21 protein-coding genes and 1 pseudogene are annotated in these 17864 nt (G+C 70.2%); 4 read left to right on the top strand and 18 right to left on the bottom strand.

From position 1 onward, the window contains the following. The first annotated feature begins 38 nt into the window (after positions 1–38). The 3 genes from ASE56_RS08000 (at position 39) to ASE56_RS07990 (ending at position 2373) form a co-directional block, all read left to right on the top strand. Positions 39–743: an ABC transporter ATP-binding protein gene (locus ASE56_RS08000; RefSeq protein WP_156371633.1), complete on the top strand. Its 705-nt coding sequence runs from the start codon at positions 39–41 to the stop codon at positions 741–743. A 246-nt stretch (positions 744–989) separates the two neighbouring features. After that, complete coding sequence (locus ASE56_RS07995) at positions 990–2048, top strand: M4 family metallopeptidase (RefSeq protein ID WP_056227033.1); 1059 nt, start codon at positions 990–992, stop codon at positions 2046–2048. After that, positions 2035–2373 (top strand): protealysin inhibitor emfourin, encoded by a 339-nt coding sequence (locus ASE56_RS07990; RefSeq protein ID WP_056227032.1) that lies wholly within the window; start codon positions 2035–2037, stop codon positions 2371–2373. The genes ASE56_RS07995 and ASE56_RS07990 overlap by 14 nt, the downstream gene beginning before the upstream one ends. Positions 2374–2589: 216 nt before the next feature. Here ASE56_RS07990 and ASE56_RS07985 read toward each other — a convergent pair. The 4 genes and pseudogenes from ASE56_RS07985 to ASE56_RS07970 form a co-directional block, all read right to left on the bottom strand. Then, positions 2590–3199: pseudogene (locus tag ASE56_RS07985) on the bottom strand (N-acetyltransferase family protein); the annotation flags it as partial. A gap of 83 nt (positions 3200–3282) precedes the next feature. Further along, entirely contained in the window at positions 3283–3960 is a 678-nt protein-coding gene (locus ASE56_RS07980) for a uracil-DNA glycosylase (RefSeq protein WP_056228430.1), read from the bottom strand. A gap of 5 nt (positions 3961–3965) precedes the next feature. Beyond that, a complete protein-coding gene (locus tag ASE56_RS07975) occupies positions 3966–4451 on the bottom strand; it encodes a phosphoribosyltransferase (protein WP_056227030.1) in 486 nt (161 codons plus the stop codon). Between the two features lie 44 nt (positions 4452–4495). Then, positions 4496–5029 (bottom strand): hypothetical protein, encoded by a 534-nt coding sequence (locus ASE56_RS07970; RefSeq protein WP_056227028.1) that lies wholly within the window; start codon positions 5027–5029, stop codon positions 4496–4498. A 271-nt stretch (positions 5030–5300) separates the two neighbouring features. Between ASE56_RS07970 and ASE56_RS07965 the strand changes: the two genes are divergently transcribed. Further along, the gene (locus ASE56_RS07965) at positions 5301–6386 is read left to right on the top strand and encodes an AAA family ATPase (protein ID WP_056227026.1); all 1086 of its coding nucleotides are present in this window, start codon (positions 5301–5303) and stop codon (positions 6384–6386) included. A gap of 19 nt (positions 6387–6405) precedes the next feature. Here ASE56_RS07965 and ASE56_RS07960 read toward each other — a convergent pair whose 3' ends face one another. From ASE56_RS07960 to ASE56_RS07895, 14 genes are all read right to left on the bottom strand, one after another. Continuing rightward, positions 6406–6729, bottom strand: coding sequence for an HU family DNA-binding protein (locus tag ASE56_RS07960; protein ID WP_200914138.1), 324 nt, complete (start codon positions 6727–6729; stop codon positions 6406–6408). Positions 6730–7027: 298 nt separating this feature from the next. Next, positions 7028–7417, bottom strand: a complete 390-nt coding sequence (gene fliW, locus ASE56_RS07955) for a flagellar assembly protein FliW (RefSeq protein ID WP_056227022.1) — start codon at positions 7415–7417, stop codon at positions 7028–7030. Next, positions 7414–8301: a flagellar hook-associated protein FlgL gene (gene flgL / locus ASE56_RS07950; RefSeq protein WP_056227019.1), complete on the bottom strand. Its 888-nt coding sequence runs from the start codon at positions 8299–8301 to the stop codon at positions 7414–7416. Before flgL ends, fliW begins: the two co-directional genes overlap by 4 nt. Positions 8302–8314: 13 nt before the next feature. After that, positions 8315–9721: a flagellar hook-associated protein FlgK gene (gene flgK, locus ASE56_RS07945; protein WP_056227017.1), complete on the bottom strand. Its 1407-nt coding sequence runs from the start codon at positions 9719–9721 to the stop codon at positions 8315–8317. A gap of 3 nt (positions 9722–9724) precedes the next feature. Further along, on the bottom strand, positions 9725–10207 hold the full coding sequence (gene flgN / locus ASE56_RS07940) for a flagellar export chaperone FlgN (protein WP_074694398.1): 483 nt from the start codon (positions 10205–10207) through the stop codon (positions 9725–9727). A gap of 100 nt (positions 10208–10307) precedes the next feature. Further along, positions 10308–10553, bottom strand: coding sequence for a carbon storage regulator CsrA (gene csrA / locus ASE56_RS07935; RefSeq protein ID WP_056227013.1), 246 nt, complete (start codon positions 10551–10553; stop codon positions 10308–10310). Between the two features lie 91 nt (positions 10554–10644). Next, entirely contained in the window at positions 10645–12708 is a 2064-nt protein-coding gene (locus tag ASE56_RS07930; RefSeq protein ID WP_056227011.1) for a flagellar biosynthesis protein FlhA, read from the bottom strand. 37 nt (positions 12709–12745) lie between these two features. After that, entirely contained in the window at positions 12746–13849 is a 1104-nt protein-coding gene (locus tag ASE56_RS07925; RefSeq protein WP_056227008.1) for a flagellar biosynthesis protein FlhB, read from the bottom strand. Beyond that, positions 13846–14607, bottom strand: a complete 762-nt coding sequence (locus tag ASE56_RS07920) for a flagellar biosynthetic protein FliR (RefSeq protein WP_056227006.1) — start codon at positions 14605–14607, stop codon at positions 13846–13848. Before ASE56_RS07920 ends, ASE56_RS07925 begins: the two co-directional genes overlap by 4 nt. Then, positions 14604–14882, bottom strand: a complete 279-nt coding sequence (gene fliQ, locus ASE56_RS07915) for a flagellar biosynthesis protein FliQ (protein WP_056227004.1) — start codon at positions 14880–14882, stop codon at positions 14604–14606. The genes ASE56_RS07920 and fliQ overlap by 4 nt, the downstream gene beginning before the upstream one ends. After that, positions 14879–15640 (bottom strand): flagellar type III secretion system pore protein FliP, encoded by a 762-nt coding sequence (gene fliP, locus ASE56_RS07910; protein WP_056228427.1) that lies wholly within the window; start codon positions 15638–15640, stop codon positions 14879–14881. The genes fliQ and fliP overlap by 4 nt, the downstream gene beginning before the upstream one ends. A gap of 185 nt (positions 15641–15825) precedes the next feature. After that, positions 15826–16281 carry a flagellar biosynthetic protein FliO gene (locus ASE56_RS07905; protein ID WP_056227002.1) on the bottom strand — a complete coding sequence of 152 codons (456 nt, stop codon included), beginning with the start codon at positions 16279–16281 and terminating at the stop codon, positions 15826–15828. 2 nt (positions 16282–16283) lie between these two features. Further along, positions 16284–16943, bottom strand: coding sequence for a FliM/FliN family flagellar motor switch protein (locus tag ASE56_RS07900; RefSeq protein WP_056227000.1), 660 nt, complete (start codon positions 16941–16943; stop codon positions 16284–16286). Then, a complete protein-coding gene (locus ASE56_RS07895; protein WP_056226998.1) occupies positions 16940–17833 on the bottom strand; it encodes a flagellar motor switch protein FliM in 894 nt (297 codons plus the stop codon). Before ASE56_RS07895 ends, ASE56_RS07900 begins: the two co-directional genes overlap by 4 nt. Positions 17834–17864 lie beyond the last annotated feature (31 nt).

Raw genomic sequence — 17864 nt, 5'->3', positions numbered from 1 at the left:
CCCCCCGGACGCGGGGCGTCGGCCGAGCCGAGCAGACCGTGGGCCTCGCCGACGTCGACCTCTCGGTGCTCGCGGGCAGCGCGGTCGGGATCATCGGCGAGTCGGGGTCGGGCAAATCCACGCTCGTGCGCCTGCTGCTGGGCCTCGACGTGCCGAGCGCGGGCACCGTCGAGGTCGACGGACGCGCCGTCGACGCCCGCGGCTCGGCCCGATCGCTGCACTGGCTGCGACGAGCGACCGGCATGGTCTTCCAGGACCCGTACGCCTCGCTCGATCCCCGCATGAGCGTCGAGCGCATCGTGGGCGAGCCGCTGTGGGCGCTCGGGATCGAGGGCGACCGCCGCGGGCGGGTCCGCGAGGTGCTCGAGCAGGTCGGTCTCGACGCCGACATGGCCACGCGGTTCCCCCACGAGTTCTCCGGAGGCCAACGCCAGCGCATCGCCCTGGCCCGCGCGATCGTGCACCGCCCGCGCATCCTCGTCGGCGACGAGCCCCTCTCGGCCCTCGACGTGACGGTGCGCGCGCAGATCCTGCGCCTCATCGCGCGGCTGCGGCTCGAAGAGGACCTCACCCTCGTCCTCGTCTCGCACGACATCGGCGTGGTGCAGAACGTGTGCGACCAGGTCGTCGTCATGAAGGACGGCCGCATCGTCGAACAGGGCCCCACCGAGAAGGTGCTGCTGCAGCCGCAGGCGGCGTACACGCGGCAGCTGCTGGCGTCGATTCCGACACTGCCGGGCTGACGCGGGGCTCGCGCTGCGGGACGGATGGGGCGTTCCGCGCCGGCGTTGCGGCCGCGGGTGGTGGGCGGGCACGAGAACAGAAGGGTGTCACCGGGACAGGCTGGTTCCACCAAAATCGTCCTGTCCTCGGAGCATCTCCTGTTCTGGTGCGGTTTCGGGATGCCGCCCGCCCGGCTCCCCGGACTGCTCACTCACGCGCCGAGCAAGGGATCCCGCGATGTCGGAGGTCGGCGCTACCCTCGGCGCATGACCCCCGGTATCGTCCCCCCGTTCCTGCTCGACCGACTCGCCTCCACCGATGACCCGCGCATGGCACGGGCCGCCGAAGCGGCGAGAAAGACCCTCGCCGTGCCGCGGCCGGCACGTCCGACGCGATCCCGCCTGCGGCTCTCGATCGAGGGCGACACCCTCGTGGCCGAGACCGGGCCGGCGCCCGATCGCATCATCTCCGACGCGGCGAACACCGAGAACCTGCCGGGTCGTCGCGTGCGCAGCGAAGACGACGGCCCGTCAGGCGACACCGCGGTCGACGAGGCCTACGACGGTCTCGGCGAGACCTACGACTTCTTCTGGGACGCCTTCGCCCGCGACGGCATCGACGCCGCCGGCGGATCGCTGCTGGCCACCGTGCACTTCGGCGACGACTATGACAACGCGTTCTGGAACGGCGAGCGCATGGTCTTCGGCGACGGTGACGGCGAAGTCTTCGTCGGCTTCACGCGGTCGCTCAGCGTCATCGCGCACGAGCTCGGGCACGGCGTCACCGAGGCCTCCGGCGGCCTCGAGTACCAGGGGCAGTCGGGCGCGCTGAACGAGTCGCTGTCCGACGTGTTCGGCGCCCTCGCCGAGCAGCACCACCGGGGTCAGACCGCCGACCAGGCGTCGTGGCTTATCGGCGAGGGCATCTTCGCCGCTGCGGTCCAGGGCGACGCCCTGCGCTCGATGAAGGCGCCGGGCACCGCCTACGACGACGACGTGCTCGGCAAAGACCCGCAGCCGGGACACATGCGCGACTACGTCGAGACGACCGACGACAACGGCGGCGTGCACATCAACTCCGGCATCCCGAACAAGGCGTTCTACCTCGCCGCCACCGCGCTCGGCGGGTTCGCGTGGGAGCGCGCGGGCCTCATCTGGTACCGCACGATCACCGCCGGAACGCTGTCGACCACGGCCGACTTCTCGGCGTTCGCGACCGCCACCCTGTCGGCCGCGGCCAGCGAGTACGGTGAGAAGTCGGAGGAGGTCGCCGCCGTCCGCGCCGCGTGGGCCGGGGTCGGCGTCGAGGAGGATGCCGCAGCCTGACACCGAGAACGACACCGAGAGCGCCGGACGCTTCGTCGTCGTCGTCGTGCGCTCCGGTGGTCTCGCGGGCCTGTCCAAGCAGTGGCGGGCTGAGCCCGACCCCGACGGACTCCCCCGCTGGCAGCAGCTGGTCGAAAGCTGCCCCTGGGACGACGCTCCCGCCGCGTCCCGGGGCGCCGACCGCTACCAGTGGCGTATCGAGGTGCACCACGGCGACACCGCCGTCCATCAGGCGCGCCTCGACGACGGACAGGTGGAGGGACCCTGGCGCACCCTGGTCGACGAGGTGCGGCAGGCCGCTCCCTCGCGGCCCGTCCATCGTTAGGCGTCGCGCGAGCTCGGGCCCCGCCCGGGCTCGGCTCCCGGGGCGGGCTCGGGCCTGGGGCGGGCTCGGGCCCCGGGCCGGCGGCATCCGTTCGGCGGCTCACCCGTCGGCATAAACGCTTTCGTGCTCATAAACGCCGTGAGACAGCGTTTCTCGTCACTCGGAGCGTTTATCGGCGATCCGAAAGCCCCGACCGCACCCCGCACCCGCGCGGAATCAGCCGAACAACCGCCGGCGGGGCTTCTTCTTCGACGGGATGCTCTTCTGCAGGTACACGACGCCCAGCCAGCGTCCGAACTTGAAGCCGACGCGCCCCATGCGTCCGACCTCGGTGAAGCCGAGCTTCTCATGCAGGGCGATCGAGGCGTCCGCGCCCTTGTCGCTGATCGCGGCGACCATCTCGCGGATGCCGAGGTCTTGGCACGCAGCGACGAGCGCCTCGAGCAGAGCGCGGCCAAGGCCCTTGCCCGCGGCCGCCTGGCCCAGGTAGATCGAGTTCTCGACCGTGTAGCGGTACGCCGATTTCGACTGCCACGGCTGCACGAGGGCGTATCCGAGGATCTGACCGCTGGGCGACTGGGCGACGAGGAAGGGCAGCCCCAGCTTGTGGAGGGTCGCGAACTTGTCACGCCACTTCGCGAGCGACCAGGCCTTCTCGTCGAAGGTCACGACCGAGTTGCGCACGTAGTAGTTGTAGATCTCGCGGATGTCGGGGATGTCGGCCTCGGTCGCCGGGCGGATCTCGAACGTGAAGGGCTGCTCCGGCTTCGGCGTCGGGCGCAGGTGGGCGGGCAGCCGCCGACGGCTCTTCTCGTACTCCTCTTCCNCCCCCCGCCACTCTACGGGCGTCGCGGTTTCGCGCGTATGACGCGCGCGATTGGCGGGCGGCGGCACCCGCCCGCCGGAGAATCAGGCGGGGATCCGCCAGTCGACGGGGTCGGCACCCTGCTCCTCGAGCAGCGCGTTCACGCGCGAGAATGGCTTCGATCCGAAGAACCCCCGGCTCGCCGACAGGGGCGAGGGGTGCGGCGAGGCGACGACCGCGGTGTCGCCGAGGATCGGAGCGAGGCCCTGCGCGTCCTTGCCCCACAGCACCGCCACCAGCGGGGAGTCGCGCGCGACGAGACAGCGGATGGCGTGTTCGGTCACCCGTTCCCACCCCCATCCGCGGTGGGATGCCGGGACCCCGGGCGCCACCGTCAGCACCCTGTTGAGCAGCATGACGCCTTGCGCGCCCCACGCCGAGAGGTCGCCGTGCGGCGCCGGAGCGATACCCAGGTCGTCGGAGAGTTCGCGGTAGATGTTCGTCAGGCTGCGTGGGAGCGGCCGCACGTGCGGGTCGACGGCGAATGACAGACCGATCGGGTGGCCCGGGGTCGGGTAGGGATCCTGACCGACGATGAGCACCCGGACCTCGTCGAGCGGCGTACGGAACGCGCGGAGCACGAGATCGCCGGCCGGAAGGTACGGCTTGCCCTCGGCCCGCAGGCGCTCCCCCACCGCGGCGATGTCGTCGGCCACCGGGGTGAGCGCCTCGACCCACGAGCGGTCGATGAGCCCCGCGTCCGCGAGCTCGGGGAGGGTCATCGCGCTCACGCGGCGTCTTCCTCCTGAACGGAGCCGAGGTGCGACCAGGGGAACTCGATCCACAGCGACGTGTCGCGCCAGGAGTAGTCGGGCGCGATGATCGTCGTCGGCTTGGTGTAGATCACCGCGGAGCGGACGTCGGCGTCGTGTCGCTTCAGCAGCTTCACCGCGAGGTCGAGTGTGCGACCGCTGTCGGCCACGTCGTCGACGAGCAGCACGCGCCGTCCCGACAAGTAGGTCAGATCGAGCGCCGGCGGCAGGACCTCGGGGGCATCGAGCACGGTGCCCACCCCGGTGTAGAACTCCACGTTCAGTGCGCCGCAGTTCTTCGCGCCGAGCCCGTACGCGATCGCTCCCCCCGGGAGCAGACCGCCGCGCGCGATCGCCACGACGACCTCGGGTTCGAACCCGTCGGCCACGATCGCCCGCGAGATGTCGCGCGTGGCGGCCCCGAAGTCATCCCAGCTCAGGCGTTCGCGTTCGTCCGTCACGGCGGACTCCTCTCGTCGACTGCCTTTCACCCTAGGGGCGGCGGCTACGACCGCGAGCCCACCGGGAGGATCATCGAGGTCGTTCCCGGAATGTCGACGAAGCCGATCGCCGCCCAGTGCGCGTGGCCGAGCCACGGGTCGGTCGATTCGTCGGCACCGCACCGTCGCGTCCCCAGCAGCGCGATGGAGTCTCCGTCGAAGACCCGCGCGATGCTGCGCACCAGTTCATGGCTGAGGGCGGTCCCGTTCACATCGTCGTGGACGTCGACGGAGGCGATGACGCAGAGGTTGTCGGTGAAGAGAGACGACTCGTCGAGCATGGAGATCAGTTCGCGATCGGCGAAGGCCGATCCGATCGATGTCAGGTCGGCTTCGGCATCCCCCAGCTGCTCGGTCCACCGCGGGTTCGCGTAGTGCACGCGGTACACGATCGCTTCGGCCAGGCGGGGCTTGTGGACGGACGCGTCGGCGAGGGCGGAATGGATGGTCGCACGCCAGACCTCGGGCTCGACGTCGGTGTCGGTGGTGCGAAGCGTGAGCTGGAACGCGGTCGCACCCGATTCGGAAGGTTCTGACATGTGGCCCCCACGGCCTGTCGGAGTGTCGGGAGGCACTCGGCTTTTTCCTGACCATAGCGAAATGCCGTTGTCCACTTCTCATCTTTCGGACGGGGAATGCGTCGTGGTATGCGGTAGGGCACGCCCGCGTGCCCCGGAAAGACGGGGGTTGCGCCGCGGCTTTCGCCAAAATTCGGGCAATCCTCACACAAAGATGAGAAGACGCTAATGTAAATCTCAGAAAGCGACCGCCCCCACGGAACGCCCCTTTTCCCCCCAGGAGCCCGACGCAGTGAGCAGCACCTACATCGAAACCGGCGGACAGGTTCGGGTCTACGACTCCGCCGTCCAGGCTCACGACTCGCTCCCCCTGGGCACCTATCGGGTGCGGTACAGCATCAAGGAGGGGTTCAGCCTCCTGCGCACCGAAGACCTCGGCGTCGGGTCCGAGAAGGTGTACGGCCGCCGCGAGGCGAAGGTCGACAAGATCTTCCGCACCTACGCGCGCTTCGAGCGCAACCTCGGCGTCATGCTCTCGGGCAACAAGGGTCAGGGAAAGTCGATGTTCCTGCGCATGCTGGCCGCGCGCGCCATCGAGAGCGGCATCCCGGTCGTCCTCGTCGGCGAGGACGCGGAGGGGATCGTCGACTTCCTCGACACCCTCGACGAGTGCCTCGTCATCTTCGACGAGTTCGAGAAGACCTTCTCGTCGGGCCGCGGACCGCTCGACGGCCCGAACCGACAGAACCAGTTCCTGACGCTGTTCGACGGGACGTCGTCGGTCAAGCGGATCTACTGCCTCACCGTCAACGACGTGCAGGACGTCAGCCACTACATCGTCAACCGGCCCGGTCGATTCCATTACCACATGCGATTCGACTACCCGAGCCCCGACGACGTCCGCGAATATCTCCTCGATCAGGCTCCGCTCGCCGCCGCCGCCGAGATCGAGAATGCCGCATTGTTCTCACGTCGCGTCAATCTGACCTACGACCACCTGCGCGCGATCGCCTTCGAGATGAATCATCCGGACGCCACGTTCACCGACATCGTCGAAGACCTCAACATCAAGGCGATCGAGCCGAGCACCTATCGCGTCGAGGCGACGTATCCCGACGGTTCGGTTCTCACGGACGAATCGGTGCTCAACCTCCACGAGCGCAGCGACGTGAGCCGGACGATCGAGCTGCGCAGCACCCACCGGGTGCTGTTCTTCTCGTTCGCGCCTCGCGACGTCGTCTTCGAGGACGACGGCAACATCTCCGTACCCGTCCACAAGATCGAGGCGTTGGACGAGGACGACGAGACCCCCGACGAGCTGCCGACGAGCATCAGCCTCACCCTCATCGGGCAGGCCAGCTACTCGTTCGACCGCTGACCGGTGCGGCCGAGCGTCGTCAGTCGCCGAGGTCGCGAGGGGCGGCGACCCTCTTGTTGACCTCACGGGTCGCCGAGAACTTCAGAACGCTGTAGTCCTCGACGCGCCCGCGACTCTCGGGGTTGTCGCGGATGTTCAGCACGACGTTGTGTCCCTTGTGCGACTGCGCGTAGAACTTGCCGAAGCCGGTCAACGTGACACGGTTTCCGGCGTTCACGAGATCGAGGATCTCTCCGAAGATCGCCTCGTAGGCCAACTGCGTGACCGTGGGAGACAATCCGGCGCGCTTGGATACGCGCTGGATGAACTCACGCTTGCTCACCTTGGGTTCATCGGTTCTCATGACGGGCATTGCTCACCATCCCCTGCTCTGTGCTCGGTACGAACGTAGGCGTCGCCGTCGCGATGGGCGGAGGGGTTGCCTCGCCGGTCGCAACGCGCACGTCGCCGGAGTCGTCCTTCGGGAGACGACCCCGGGGCAGACGGACCGGGGCGATGAAGCCTCGGCCATCGGACGGGCGACGTCACCGCGTTTCGGGTCGCGGGGACGAATCGTCGTTTCTGCTCGTTTTCGCGTCGATACTACTCGGTCCCTCGACGCGGGACCATTGTGTGACGAAGGTGGTGTCCGCGCGCGGGAATCACGCGCCCAGGCGCGCACGGAGGGGGTATGCCGACTCGTCGAAGATGACCTGGGCGCCGGCCCCCGTCTGGGCGTTGACGAGGATGGGGGCGCGCAGGTTGACGAAGACGCCGTCGTCGGCCGGGTTCGCCACGACGAACACCCGCACCTCATCGGGGGATGCCGAGAGGGCGGAGAGGGATGCCGTGGCGATCGGCGGATCGTAGGCGAGACCGCCGCGCGCGGGATCGAGCAGGAAGAGCCGCAGGTCGTCGCTCGTGGAGCGGAGCGCGTACAGGCCGTCGGCGCCCTCGATGGGCTCGAGACGGAAGGACGTCCGGGGAGCGAGACCCGGGGGCGAGGTCTCGAAGTCGACGTCGATGCCCGCGAGGGGAGGATGGGCCGTCATCTCACGAACTCCAACAGGGTGGTCTGCAGCGTCTTGGCGGTGACCTGCAGGGCGGACTGGTACACGAGCTCGGCCGACTGCAACTTGATGTAGACCTCGAGGGTGTCGACGTTCTCGACGGCGGCGCGACGCGTCTCGAGGTCGACGCCGACGCTCGCGTTGGTGGCCTGGGCGCGCTCGATCTGCGCCTGCTGTGCGCCGGTGACGCCGCGCGCCGTCACCAGCTGCTTCAGGTGGGCGTCGACGTCGGCCAGGCGCGCCCCGACGTCGACGCCCGCCCGCAGGTCTGCGGCGATGCCCTGCAGCGTCGCGAAGACGCTGGCGTCTCCGGCACCGAACGCGTCCGCGCCGTCGACGTCGACGCGCACCTTCTCGTTCTCGGAGACACGGCGTTCGACGGAGGATCCGGCGACCCCGGTGAAGGCGAAGGTCGCGGGGTCGAAGGCTCTGCCGCTGTCATCGGTGCCGGCGAACACCGTGCGTCCGAGCACCGTGGTGTTGGCGTGCGAGAGGAGCTCGCGGCTCACGCTGTCGAGTTCCGCGGCGATCGAGTCGCGCGCGGCGGGGCTGAGCGCCCCGGAGTTAGCGCCCTGCGCCGTGAGGTCGCGCGCCCTGTTGAGCAGGTCGATGCTCGCACCGAGAGCCGTGTCGGCCGTGGTCACCCACGTGAGCGCGTCGCCGATGTTGCGGGAGAACTGCGACGCTCGAGCCTGCTCCCCGTGCACACCGAGGATGGCGGCCGCGGCCGTCGGGTCGTCACTGGGCGCGCGGATGGCCCGCTGCGAGGTCGCCTGATCCTGCAGGCGTGCGCGGTCGGCCAGCCCCGCCTGCAGCGTGCGCAGCGCCTGCTGGTTGACGGTGCTGCTGGTGATGCGTCCGATCACGGTGTCTCCGGGGTCAGCGGCCGACGAGGCCGACGCGGTTGATGAGGGTGTCGAGGGCTTCGTCGACGGCGGTGAGCACACGCGCCGCAGCCTGGTAAGCCGTCTGATACGTCAGGAGGGTGATCGTCTCTTCGTCTCCGTCGACCGAAGCGTGCGACTGCTGCCCGGCGATGGCGGCGATCGCCCCGCGGTCGGCGGTGTCGGCGCGCTGGACGTCGCCGGCGACGGTCACGCCGAAGGAGGTCACGAAGCTCGTCCACTGCGTGCTGGGGCCCGTGGCGGAGGTGGCCAACCCGGCGATGCGGTCCGCGATCGAGGTGTCGAGCGCTCCGCTGCCGGGCGCCGCCAGGGCGAGCTGGTCGAGGGAGGTCGGGAGGACCGTCAGCCCGAGGGCGGCCGGGCCGGGCGCGGACAGCGCGAAGAAGTCTCCCCCGGCGGTTCCCGTCGCGGTCCGGCCCTCACGGTGCAGGTCGTTGACCGCCCGCGCGAGCGTCTCGGCCGTCGCGTTATAGGCCTGGGCCGCTCTCGCGAGGGTGCCGCCGTCGGATGCGGGCGCGAGCACGCCGATCGCCCCGCCCAGGGAGCCGCCCGTGACCGCCACGGGCACATCGGGGCGGTCCGCCCACGCCAGGCTGATGCGCCCGCCGTCCGCGAGCGTGCGGGGTCCCGCGACGGCGATGGTGCGGCTCGTGTCGGCACTGACCAGGGCGTTGCCGTCCACCCGGAGGGTGAGGGTGCCGTCGTCCTCGAGTCGCCCGGTCGCACCGATCATGGTGGACAGCTGCTGGGCGAGCAGGTTGCGCTGGTCCACGAGTTCGTTGGCGGAGCGTCCGGACTGCAGGGCGGAGCGGACCTGCCCGTTGAGCGTCGCGATCTGACCCGCGGTCACGTTCACGACGTCGACGTCTCGATCCACCTGCCCGCGCAGATCGGACCACTGCCCGACCACGGCGTCGTACCCCGCGGCGATCTGCCCGACGAGCACGCGGGCGTTGGTGAGCACCACCTGCGCCGCCGCCGGCTTGGGGGTGTTCGCGAGGTCGGACCATCCCGACCAGAAGCGGTTCAGGTTCGCCGCCAGACCGTCGGTGGTCGGCTCCGCCATCGACGCCTCGACCTTCTGCGCCGCGGAGGCCCGCGAGGACCAGAATCCGGATGCCGACAGCGCATCCCGGACGCGGGCGTCGAGGACCTCGTCGCCGAGGCGCGCGATGCCCTGGACCGACACCCCACCGCCGACGGAGAAGCCCGTCGCCCACAGGCCGGCCGTGCCGGCCGCCGTCAGGGAGGTCTGTTCGAGCCGCTGGCGGGTGTAGCCCGGTGTGGTCTCGTTCGCGATGTTCTGCCCGGTCACGGCCATGCCGGCGCGAGCGGCGGCGAGGCCGGACGCGGCCACCTGGAGTCCTGCGAAGGTCGACATCTCTTACACCCGCACGTCGAGCAGGCGGGACCCGGCATCGGCGACGCGGGAACCGCTCGCGGCGTACTCCCCCGTCGGCTCGCCGAGGCCGGCGATGGTCTCCTGCGTGACTCGGAGGGCGGTCCGCAGGTGCTGGTTGACCGAGCCCTTCTTCTCCGCGATCTCGGCCGCGAGGGCGGACAGGGCCTCGTGATGCGAGCCCAGCACTTCGCGCCACGCGTCGGTGGGAGCGACGTCGATGAGCTCCCGCAGGGCCGTCGCCTCGGGGGCTCCCCACTCGGCGGCGACATCGAAGAAGAGCGCGTCGCGCTCGATGGTCGCCGACGTGAGGGCCTTGGCCACGCGATCGACCTCCACGGTGGCGTGGTGCACCCACCGGGTCCGCCCCGTCGACAGGAGCATCTCGAGCTCCTCGAGCTTGAAGAGCATGAGCTCGAGCACCTCGCGCTGACGCAGCAGATGCATGCTCAGGTCGGTAGCGGACACGTGAGTCACCTCGTTCGGGTCGAGTCGTGTGACGGATGCGCCCACCACGGGACCGACTATCGCGACACGGCGTCGCACGGGTAACCCCTGCGTCGGCGGATCAGGCGCGGGTCCCCCCGCGCAGGGCGTCGAGCACGGCGCTCTCGGCGGCCGCGGATCGCGACGCCTGGACGGCATCCTGATTCTCGTTCGTGACGGCCACGACGATCTCGCTGCGGTGGATACGGGTGTCGCGGGGAGCGTCGATGCCGATGCGCACACCGGTCGCGGTCACCCCGAGGACCGTCACCGTCACATCGTCGCCGATCACGATGCTTTCACCCGGGCGTCGTGTGAGTACGAGCATGTGCGTGTGGCCGCCTTCCGTGGCTGGTGCGCCGTCGGCGCCGTCCTGGGCCAGACTACCTTTTCTTCTCGGTTACGAGCGTTCCCCGCGATCAGGACGAGGGAAGCGCGACCTGTTCGGGACGGACCACGCCCACGACGTCGGTGGCGAACCCCCCGGCCGCGGCTTCGTCGTACGACAGGATCGGCATCGCACCCACCTGCCCCGCCAGCAGGGCGCGCACCCCCTGCCGCAGGGTGGGGGCGCACACGAGCACCGGCTCGCCGCCCACGGGATCGACGTCGGCGATCGCCCGACGGACGCCCTCCATCACCTGCATCGTCTGATCGGCGGTGAGCACGATCTGCGACCGCCCCTCGACGTGCCGGAGTCCTTCGAGCATCTGCTGTTCCCAGAGCGTGTCGAACATCACCACGCGCAGGCGCCCGTCGTGGGCGAACCGCGCGGAGATCGCCGGGCCGAGAGCCGCGCGCGCCGCCTCGACCAGGGCGGGGACCTCGGTCGTCGATTTGGCCCGCAGAGCCAGCGCCTCGTAGATGCGACCGAGGTCGTTGATCGAGACGCGCTCGGCGAGGAGGCTCGCGAGCACGCGCTGGATGAGGGCGAGGGGAAGCAGGGCCGGCGTCAGCTCGTCCACGACGCTCGGCTGCGTCTGCTTCAGGTGATCCGTGAGCTGGCGCACGTCCTCGAGCGAGAGCAGACGGTGGGCCTGGGCGTGCACGGTGTCGGACAGGTGCGTGATGATGACGCTGGCCCGGTCGATGACGGTGGCCCCCGCCATGTCGGCGGCGTGCGACATCTCGGTGGGCACCCACTTTCCCTCGAGACCGAAGACGGGGTCGATCACGGCGGAGCCCGGCAGATGCTCGAGCCCTGTTCCGATCGCGAGCACGTGCCCGCGCGGGACGATGCCCCGCCCGACCTCGACACCCGCGACGAGGATCGCGTAGGTCTCGGCCGGAAGCTCGATGTTGTCGCGCGTGCGCACCGGGGGCATGAGGGTGCCGAGCTCCAGCGCGACCTTGCGCCGGAGCGATTTCACGCGGGTGAGCAGGTCCCCCGCCCCGCCCGCGGCGAGGTCGACGATGTCGGGCGAGAGCGAGATCTCGAGCGCGTGGACCCTCATGGTGTCCATCAGGTCGTCGGGCCCCTCGGTGGCGGCGGCCTCGGCGACCACCCGCGCCTCGGCATCGGCCGCGTCGGCGGCCGCGCGGTCGGTGTTCGCCTTCACCCGCGAGGCGGCGAACAGCAGTCCCGCCCCGATCGCGGCGAAGGCGAGGAACGGCATCCCGGGGATCAGCCCCATGCCGATCGCGGCCATCGCGGTGATGAGCAGGGCGGTGCGCGACTGCATCAGCTGTCGCCCGGCCGCCCGGCCGAGCTCGGCCTCGGCGTTCTCGCGCGTGACGATCATGCCCGTGGACACCGCCATCAGCAGCGCGGGGATCTGCGTCACCAGTCCGTCGCCGATGGTGAGGATGCTGTAGGTCTCGAGAGCCTCGTCGATCGCCATGCCGTGCATGGTCATGCCGATGATGATGCCGCCGACGAAGTTGATGACGAGGATGACGATGCCGGCGATCGCGTCGCCCTTGACGAACTTGCTGGCACCGTCCATCGCGCCGTAGAAGTCGGCCTCGGACGCGACCTCCGCGCGGCGGGCCCGGGCCTGCTCGTCGGTGATGAGCCCGGCGTTCAGGTCGGCGTCGATGGCCATCTGCTTGCCCGGCATGGCGTCGAGGGTGAAGCGCGCGCCCACCTCGGCGACGCGCTCGGCACCCTTGGTGACCACGACGAACTGGATCACGGCGAGGATCAGGAAGATGACGAAGCCGATCACCAGAGACCCGCTGATCGTGATCTGCCCGAACGCCTGGATCACCTGACCGGCGTGCGCCTCGCTGAGCACGAGACGGGTCGAGGCGACGTTCAACCCGAGACGGAACAGCGTCGCGACCAGCAGCAGGCTCGGGAAGACCGAGAAGTCCAAGGGCTTCTTCACGAACATCGCCGTCAGCAGGATGAGCAGCGCGAAGGCGATGTTGGTCACGATGAGCACGTCGAGCAGCCCCACCGGGATCGGGACGATGAGCAGCAGGATGATGCCCACCACCCCGACGGGGACCGCGCCCTTCGACAACAACTGACCGATCATGCGGTGCGCTTCTTTCGTGTCATGGTCTTCTCGGCTCTCACAGTCCCCGCCCGGTCAGGGCGGCCGGGGGCATCTCGAACGTCCCCGAGCGCGAGCCCCTCTTGTGCAGGTGCTGCACGAACGCCAGCACCTGTGCGACGGCGGTGTACAGGTCCTCGGGGATCTCGCGCCCGAGCTCGACGCCCGCGTGCAGCGCGCGGGCGAGGGGGATGTCGCGCACGATGGGGACCTGTGCCTCCTCGGCGCGCTCGCGGATCTTCTGCGCGATGACGCCGGCCCCCTTGGCCACGACCCGGGGGGCCGAGGTGCCCGGCTCGTACCGCAGGGCGACGGCGATGTGGGTGGGGTTCACGAGGACGACGTCGCTGTCGGCCACCGCGGCGATCATGCGGTTGCGGCTGACCGCGAGCTGGCGGGCGCGGCGCTGCGAGCGGATGAGCGGATCACCCTCGGTCTTCTTGTGCTCGTCGCGCGCTTCCTGCTTGGTCATGCGGGTGTGCTTGCGGTTGCGCGAGATCACGACGAAGACGTCGATCGCCGCGAGCAGCAGGCCCACCACGACAGCGACCTGCAGCAACGTCGCGACGGCCTGGCCGGCCACCTCGAGCAGCCACGCGATGCGGTGCCGCCCGCTACCCATGAGGACCGGCACGAGACCGGCGACCACGCTCCACAGCGCCACGCCGATCGCCGCCGTCTTCAGGAGCGCCTTGACGCCCTCCCACAGCGCCGCGGCCCCCACGGTCCGCTTGAGCCCCGCGACGAGGTCGAACTGCTCCACCCGCACGGGCACGCCGCGCAGGTGGATCCCGCCCTGGGCGATCGCTGTGATCATGACGGCCAGGAGCACGACGACGAGCATCGGCAGGAGCACCTGCCCCACCGAGACGATGGCCGCGCCGAGTCCCTCGACCGCGGCGTCCACCGTGGGGTCCTTCGCCACGGCCCCGACCCTCAACGTCTGCTCGGTCAGCACGGCCGACGCCGACGACAGCGTCGCCGGCATCATGACGGCGGCGGCGCCGATGCCGACCCACGCGGTGAAATCCTGGCTGCGACCGATCCGCCCCTTCGCGATCGCCTTCCTCAGCCGTTCCGGGGTCGCTTTCTCGGTGCGCTCTCCGGTATCCGTTCCGCTCATCGGGTCACCCCGATCACCAGGCGGGCGGCGTCATCGGCGATCGCGGAGACGATCGCCGGCAGCGCCGCGTAGACGAAACCCACCAGAACGAAGGTGAGGGCGATCTTGATGGGAAAGCCGAGGGCGAAGGCGTTCAAGGCGGGGGCCACGCGAGAGACGAGACCGAGACCGACATCGGCGAGGAAGAGCACGATCAGCAGGGGCCCGGCGATCTGCACCGCGCTCAGGAGCATCTGCCCGACCGCGGACGTCAGGACCTCGGCGGGACGCGAGAGGTCCACCGTCCCCGCGACCGAGACCGCGTCGAACGAGCGGAACAGTCCGCCCAGGACCAGCTGGTAGGCGTCGGACGCGAACAACAGCAGGATCGCCGTCATCTGGAACAAGCGGGTGAACTGGGCGCCGTTGACGTTCATCCCGGGATCGAACGCCTGGGCGAGCTGGAACCCCCCGAACGTGTCGACGAGGAACCCGGCACCCTGAACGGCGCTGAACAGCACCAGGACCAGGAACCCCAGGAGCGCCCCGACGAGGATCTGCCCCGCCGCCGCGAGGAGGAAACCCCCCGCATCCAGCCGCTCGTACCCCGCGACCACCACCGGCGACACCGCCAGGCCAAGCCCGACCCCGAGCATCCCGCGCACCCGCATCGGGATGGAGCCGTGACTGAATGGCGGGGCGATCACGAGGAACGCCGTGATGCGCACGATGGCCAGAGCCGTCGCCTCCAGCCACGTGAAGTCGATGGGGATGTTCATCCGCCGCCGTTCAGCAACGACGGCAGACGCTGGAAGAGTTCGTGCGTGAAGGCGACCGTCTCGGCGATCATCCAGTTGCCGCACACCATCAGCGCGATGCCCACCGCGAGCAGCTTCGGCACGAACGACATCGTCATCTCCTGCACCTGCGTGATCGACTGCAGCAGCGAGATGGCGAAACCGACCACGAGGGCGGTGATGAGCAGGGGCGCGCTGAGCTTCGCGGCGAGCATCAGGGCGCTCGCCCCGATGTCCATGACCGCTTCGGGATTCACGTGCCGCCCCGATAGGACTGCACGAGCGAGGTGATGACGAGACCCCACCCGTCCACCAGGAGGAACAGCAGGATCTTGAAGGGCAGCGAGATCATGACCGGCGGCAGCATCATCATGCCCATCGACATCAACGCGCTCGAGACGACGAGGTCGATGACGAGGAACGGCATGAACACGATGAACCCGATCACGAACGCCGCCCGCAGCTCGCTCAGCATGAAGGCCGGGATCAGGGTGTACAGCGGGATCGCCTCGGGACTGTCGGGGTTCGCCATCTGCGCGGCGCGGTGCATCAGGGCGATGTCCTCCTCGCGCGTGAACTGCAGCATCCACGTGCGAAGCGGGGCCTGCGCGGCGTCGAAGGCCTGACCGAAGTCGATCTGCCCCGCGGTGAAGGGCGCGACGGCGAGTTGATTGATCTCGGTCAGCACGGGCCACATGATGAACAGCGTCAGGAAGAGGCTGAGTCCCGCCAGGACCTGGTTCGGAGGGATCGAGGGGAGCGACAGCGCGTTCCGCGTCAGCGCGAGCACCACGAAGATCTTCGTGAAGCTCGTCATCATCAGCAGCAGAGCCGGGGCGACGCTGAGCACGGTGATGCCCAGAAGCGTCGTGATGCTGTCGGACGGCGTCGCGTTGATGCCGTTGATGCTGACCCCGCCCGATCCCCCGGACTCCCCCGTGGCGGCGAGAGCCGCACCTCCCGCGACGACGTCGACGACGGCGAGCACCGCGAGAACGCCGAGCAGACCCAGAATGCCGGTCCCCCAGCGGCCGCGACGAAACTGTCGACGCCGCCCGGCGGGGCGGGGCGCGGGGCGCGACGCGGAAACGGGCAAGACGGCACTCCGTGCGTGGGTGACGAGGCCGATCCGTAGCCAGGGGGTCGAGCGATCCGTGCTCGCCACCGACTATCGCGACGGCGCCCCCGCGCGGTAACCGCTCAGGCCGCGTGGGCCCCGGATCTCTCGCCGTCGCTCGGGGTGCCGGCATCCGTCAACGTCAGGACGTTCTCGCCGCGCTCGGCGGAGGCCTCCTCGGCGAGCTCGATCGGCGCCTCCTGGGTGTCGACGACGTCGATGCCCTTCTCGCTCACGCCCAGCACGTACCGGATGCCGCCGAACTCGGCGACGACGAGCTGCGCACGGCCCCCGAGCCCGGTGCGCGCGACCACCGTGATCTTCTCGCTCCGGGCGCGGGACGGCGTCGCCGCCCCGGTGCGGGCCGCGAAGCCCGCGAGGGGGCGCAGGCGCCGCCCCAGACCCTTCGGCACCAGCGACGAGAAAGGGCTGTCACCCGCCGCCTGTCCCTTCTGCACCCGCTTCGCGAGGAAGAGCAGCAGCCCGACCACCGCGGCGAGCGAAACGACCGTCCGCGCGGCGAGGAGCAGATCGTCCACGGTCAGTCGTTCCCGGCCTGGTCGATGATGCGCTCCACGCGCACCGCGAAATCTCCGTCCGCGACGACGACCGTGCCGTGCCCGATGAGACGGCCGTTCAGCGTGATGTCGGCCGGCGACCCCGCGGCGCGGTCCAGCTCGACGACGTGGCCGGGCTCGAGGCTCAGCACGTCGCGCACGGGGAGCCGGGTGCGGCCGATCTCGACCACCAGTTCCATCTCCACCCCCGCGATCCGGCTGAGCCGGACCGGGCCGGCCGTCGAGGCGGCGGCGCGGGCGTCGTCGATGCGGATCGCCGCGCGGGCGACGGTGGTGCCGTCCTCGCGGACGAGGTCGAACACCTGGGCTCCGGCCTCGGTGAACACGCTCGCGGCATCCACCTCCTCCCCCTCGCCGAGGGTGCCCGTTCCGAGCACGGCCACGGCGGCCTGGAAGGCGGGGTGCAGGCGGTCCGACAGCTCTTCGCCGCTCGACCCGTCGTCGAGGCCCACGGGATCGGCGATCTGCACGGCGATACTGGCCCCCGGGGCGCCGCTGAAGGCGACGACGACGGCCCGCCCGGTCGCTCCCGGGTCGGTGGACGGCGTCGGCAGCACGGGGAAGCCGAAGGGGAGCTTCGCCGCGATCGCGGCGGCCATGGCGGCGGCGTGGAAGGTGCTCATCGGGTGGTCTCCTCGAGGATGGTGGTGATCGTGCAGGCGAGTCGCGAGCCCTGGGCACCGGGGACGGCGCGCGCGATCGCGGTGTCGCCGACGATGAGGTCGAAGGGTTTGGTCTCGGGATGGGCGAAGCGCAGCAGATCGCCCGGGGCGAGGTTCAGGACCTCCCCCGCCGCGATGACCCGCGGCGCGATGCGCAGCGACACCTCGAGCGGAGCACCCAGGACCTGGTCGACGGTCGCGCCCGCGCGATGGGCCGCGGCCGCGTCGCGCTCGCTCTCGGCGAGCTGGTCGACGACCACGGCGGCCGGCAGCATGACGGTCGCGGTCGAGCGCGCCTCGCCCATCCGCATCGCGAACCGCGCGACGATGACCGCCTCGCCGGGCGAGATGACCTGAAGGTACTGCGGGTTGTCGTGCAGGCCCGCATAGGTCAGGGGGCTCGGCAGCAGCATCCCCAGGCTCATGGTCAGCAGTTCGAACGTGCGGTCCATCAGCTGGCGGATCAGCGCGGACTCGATGGGGGTCAGCGTGCGCGGTTCGATCGGGGCGGTGCTCCTGCCCCCGAGCATCTGCACCACCCACGTCAGCGCCACGCCCAGATCGAACTGCACGACACCCGGCTCCTCGCGTCCCGCGGTCGCTCCGGTGACCATCGCGGTCGTCGACGGGAGGGTGTCGGCGTACTCCTGGTACGACATCAGCTCGACGCCCTCGAGCGTCAGGTGGGTGCGCATGCGCACCTTGCCGGTGAGCTGCGAGGCCCACTGCCGCGCGAACGCCTCGAACGCCGCCTCGAGCCGGCGGCGATGCTCGCGTCCGAGCTGGGCCGGGCGGGTGAAGTCGTAGTCGGGGTAGCGGCGCAGGGGGTCGTCGTGGACGGCGGCCGTCATGGCGGGCTCCTTCGAGGTCGGGGACACGAGG

It is taken from the genome of Microbacterium sp. Leaf203, from assembly GCF_001421275.1.
GTDB classification, from domain to species: Bacteria; Actinomycetota; Actinomycetes; order Actinomycetales; family Microbacteriaceae; genus Microbacterium; species Microbacterium testaceum_A.
This window is presented reverse-complemented; position numbering and strand designations above follow the sequence as displayed.

Coding starts and splice junctions, on each gene's coding strand:
- ASE56_RS07995 (WP_056227033.1), top strand. CDS start 990: ATGACCCCCGGTATCGTCCCCCCGTTCCTGCTCGACCGACTCGCCTCC.
- ASE56_RS07990 (WP_056227032.1), top strand. CDS start 2,035: ATGCCGCAGCCTGACACCGAGAACGACACCGAGAGCGCCGGACGCTTC.
- ASE56_RS07980 (WP_056228430.1), bottom strand. CDS start 3,960: ATGACCCTCCCCGAGCTCGCGGACGCGGGGCTCATCGACCGCTCGTGG.
- ASE56_RS07970 (WP_056227028.1), bottom strand. CDS start 5,029: ATGTCAGAACCTTCCGAATCGGGTGCGACCGCGTTCCAGCTCACGCTT.
- ASE56_RS07960 (WP_200914138.1), bottom strand. CDS start 6,729: ATGAGAACCGATGAACCCAAGGTGAGCAAGCGTGAGTTCATCCAGCGC.
- fliW (WP_056227022.1), bottom strand. CDS start 7,417: ATGACGGCCCATCCTCCCCTCGCGGGCATCGACGTCGACTTCGAGACC.
- flgK (WP_056227017.1), bottom strand. CDS start 9,721: ATGTCGACCTTCGCAGGACTCCAGGTGGCCGCGTCCGGCCTCGCCGCC.
- csrA (WP_056227013.1), bottom strand. CDS start 10,553: ATGCTCGTACTCACACGACGCCCGGGTGAAAGCATCGTGATCGGCGAC.
- ASE56_RS07930 (WP_056227011.1), bottom strand. CDS start 12,708: ATGATCGGTCAGTTGTTGTCGAAGGGCGCGGTCCCCGTCGGGGTGGTG.
- ASE56_RS07925 (WP_056227008.1), bottom strand. CDS start 13,849: ATGAGCGGAACGGATACCGGAGAGCGCACCGAGAAAGCGACCCCGGAA.
- ASE56_RS07920 (WP_056227006.1), bottom strand. CDS start 14,607: ATGAACATCCCCATCGACTTCACGTGGCTGGAGGCGACGGCTCTGGCC.
- ASE56_RS07900 (WP_056227000.1), bottom strand. CDS start 16,943: ATGAGCACCTTCCACGCCGCCGCCATGGCCGCCGCGATCGCGGCGAAG.
- ASE56_RS07895 (WP_056226998.1), bottom strand. CDS start 17,833: ATGACGGCCGCCGTCCACGACGACCCCCTGCGCCGCTACCCCGACTAC.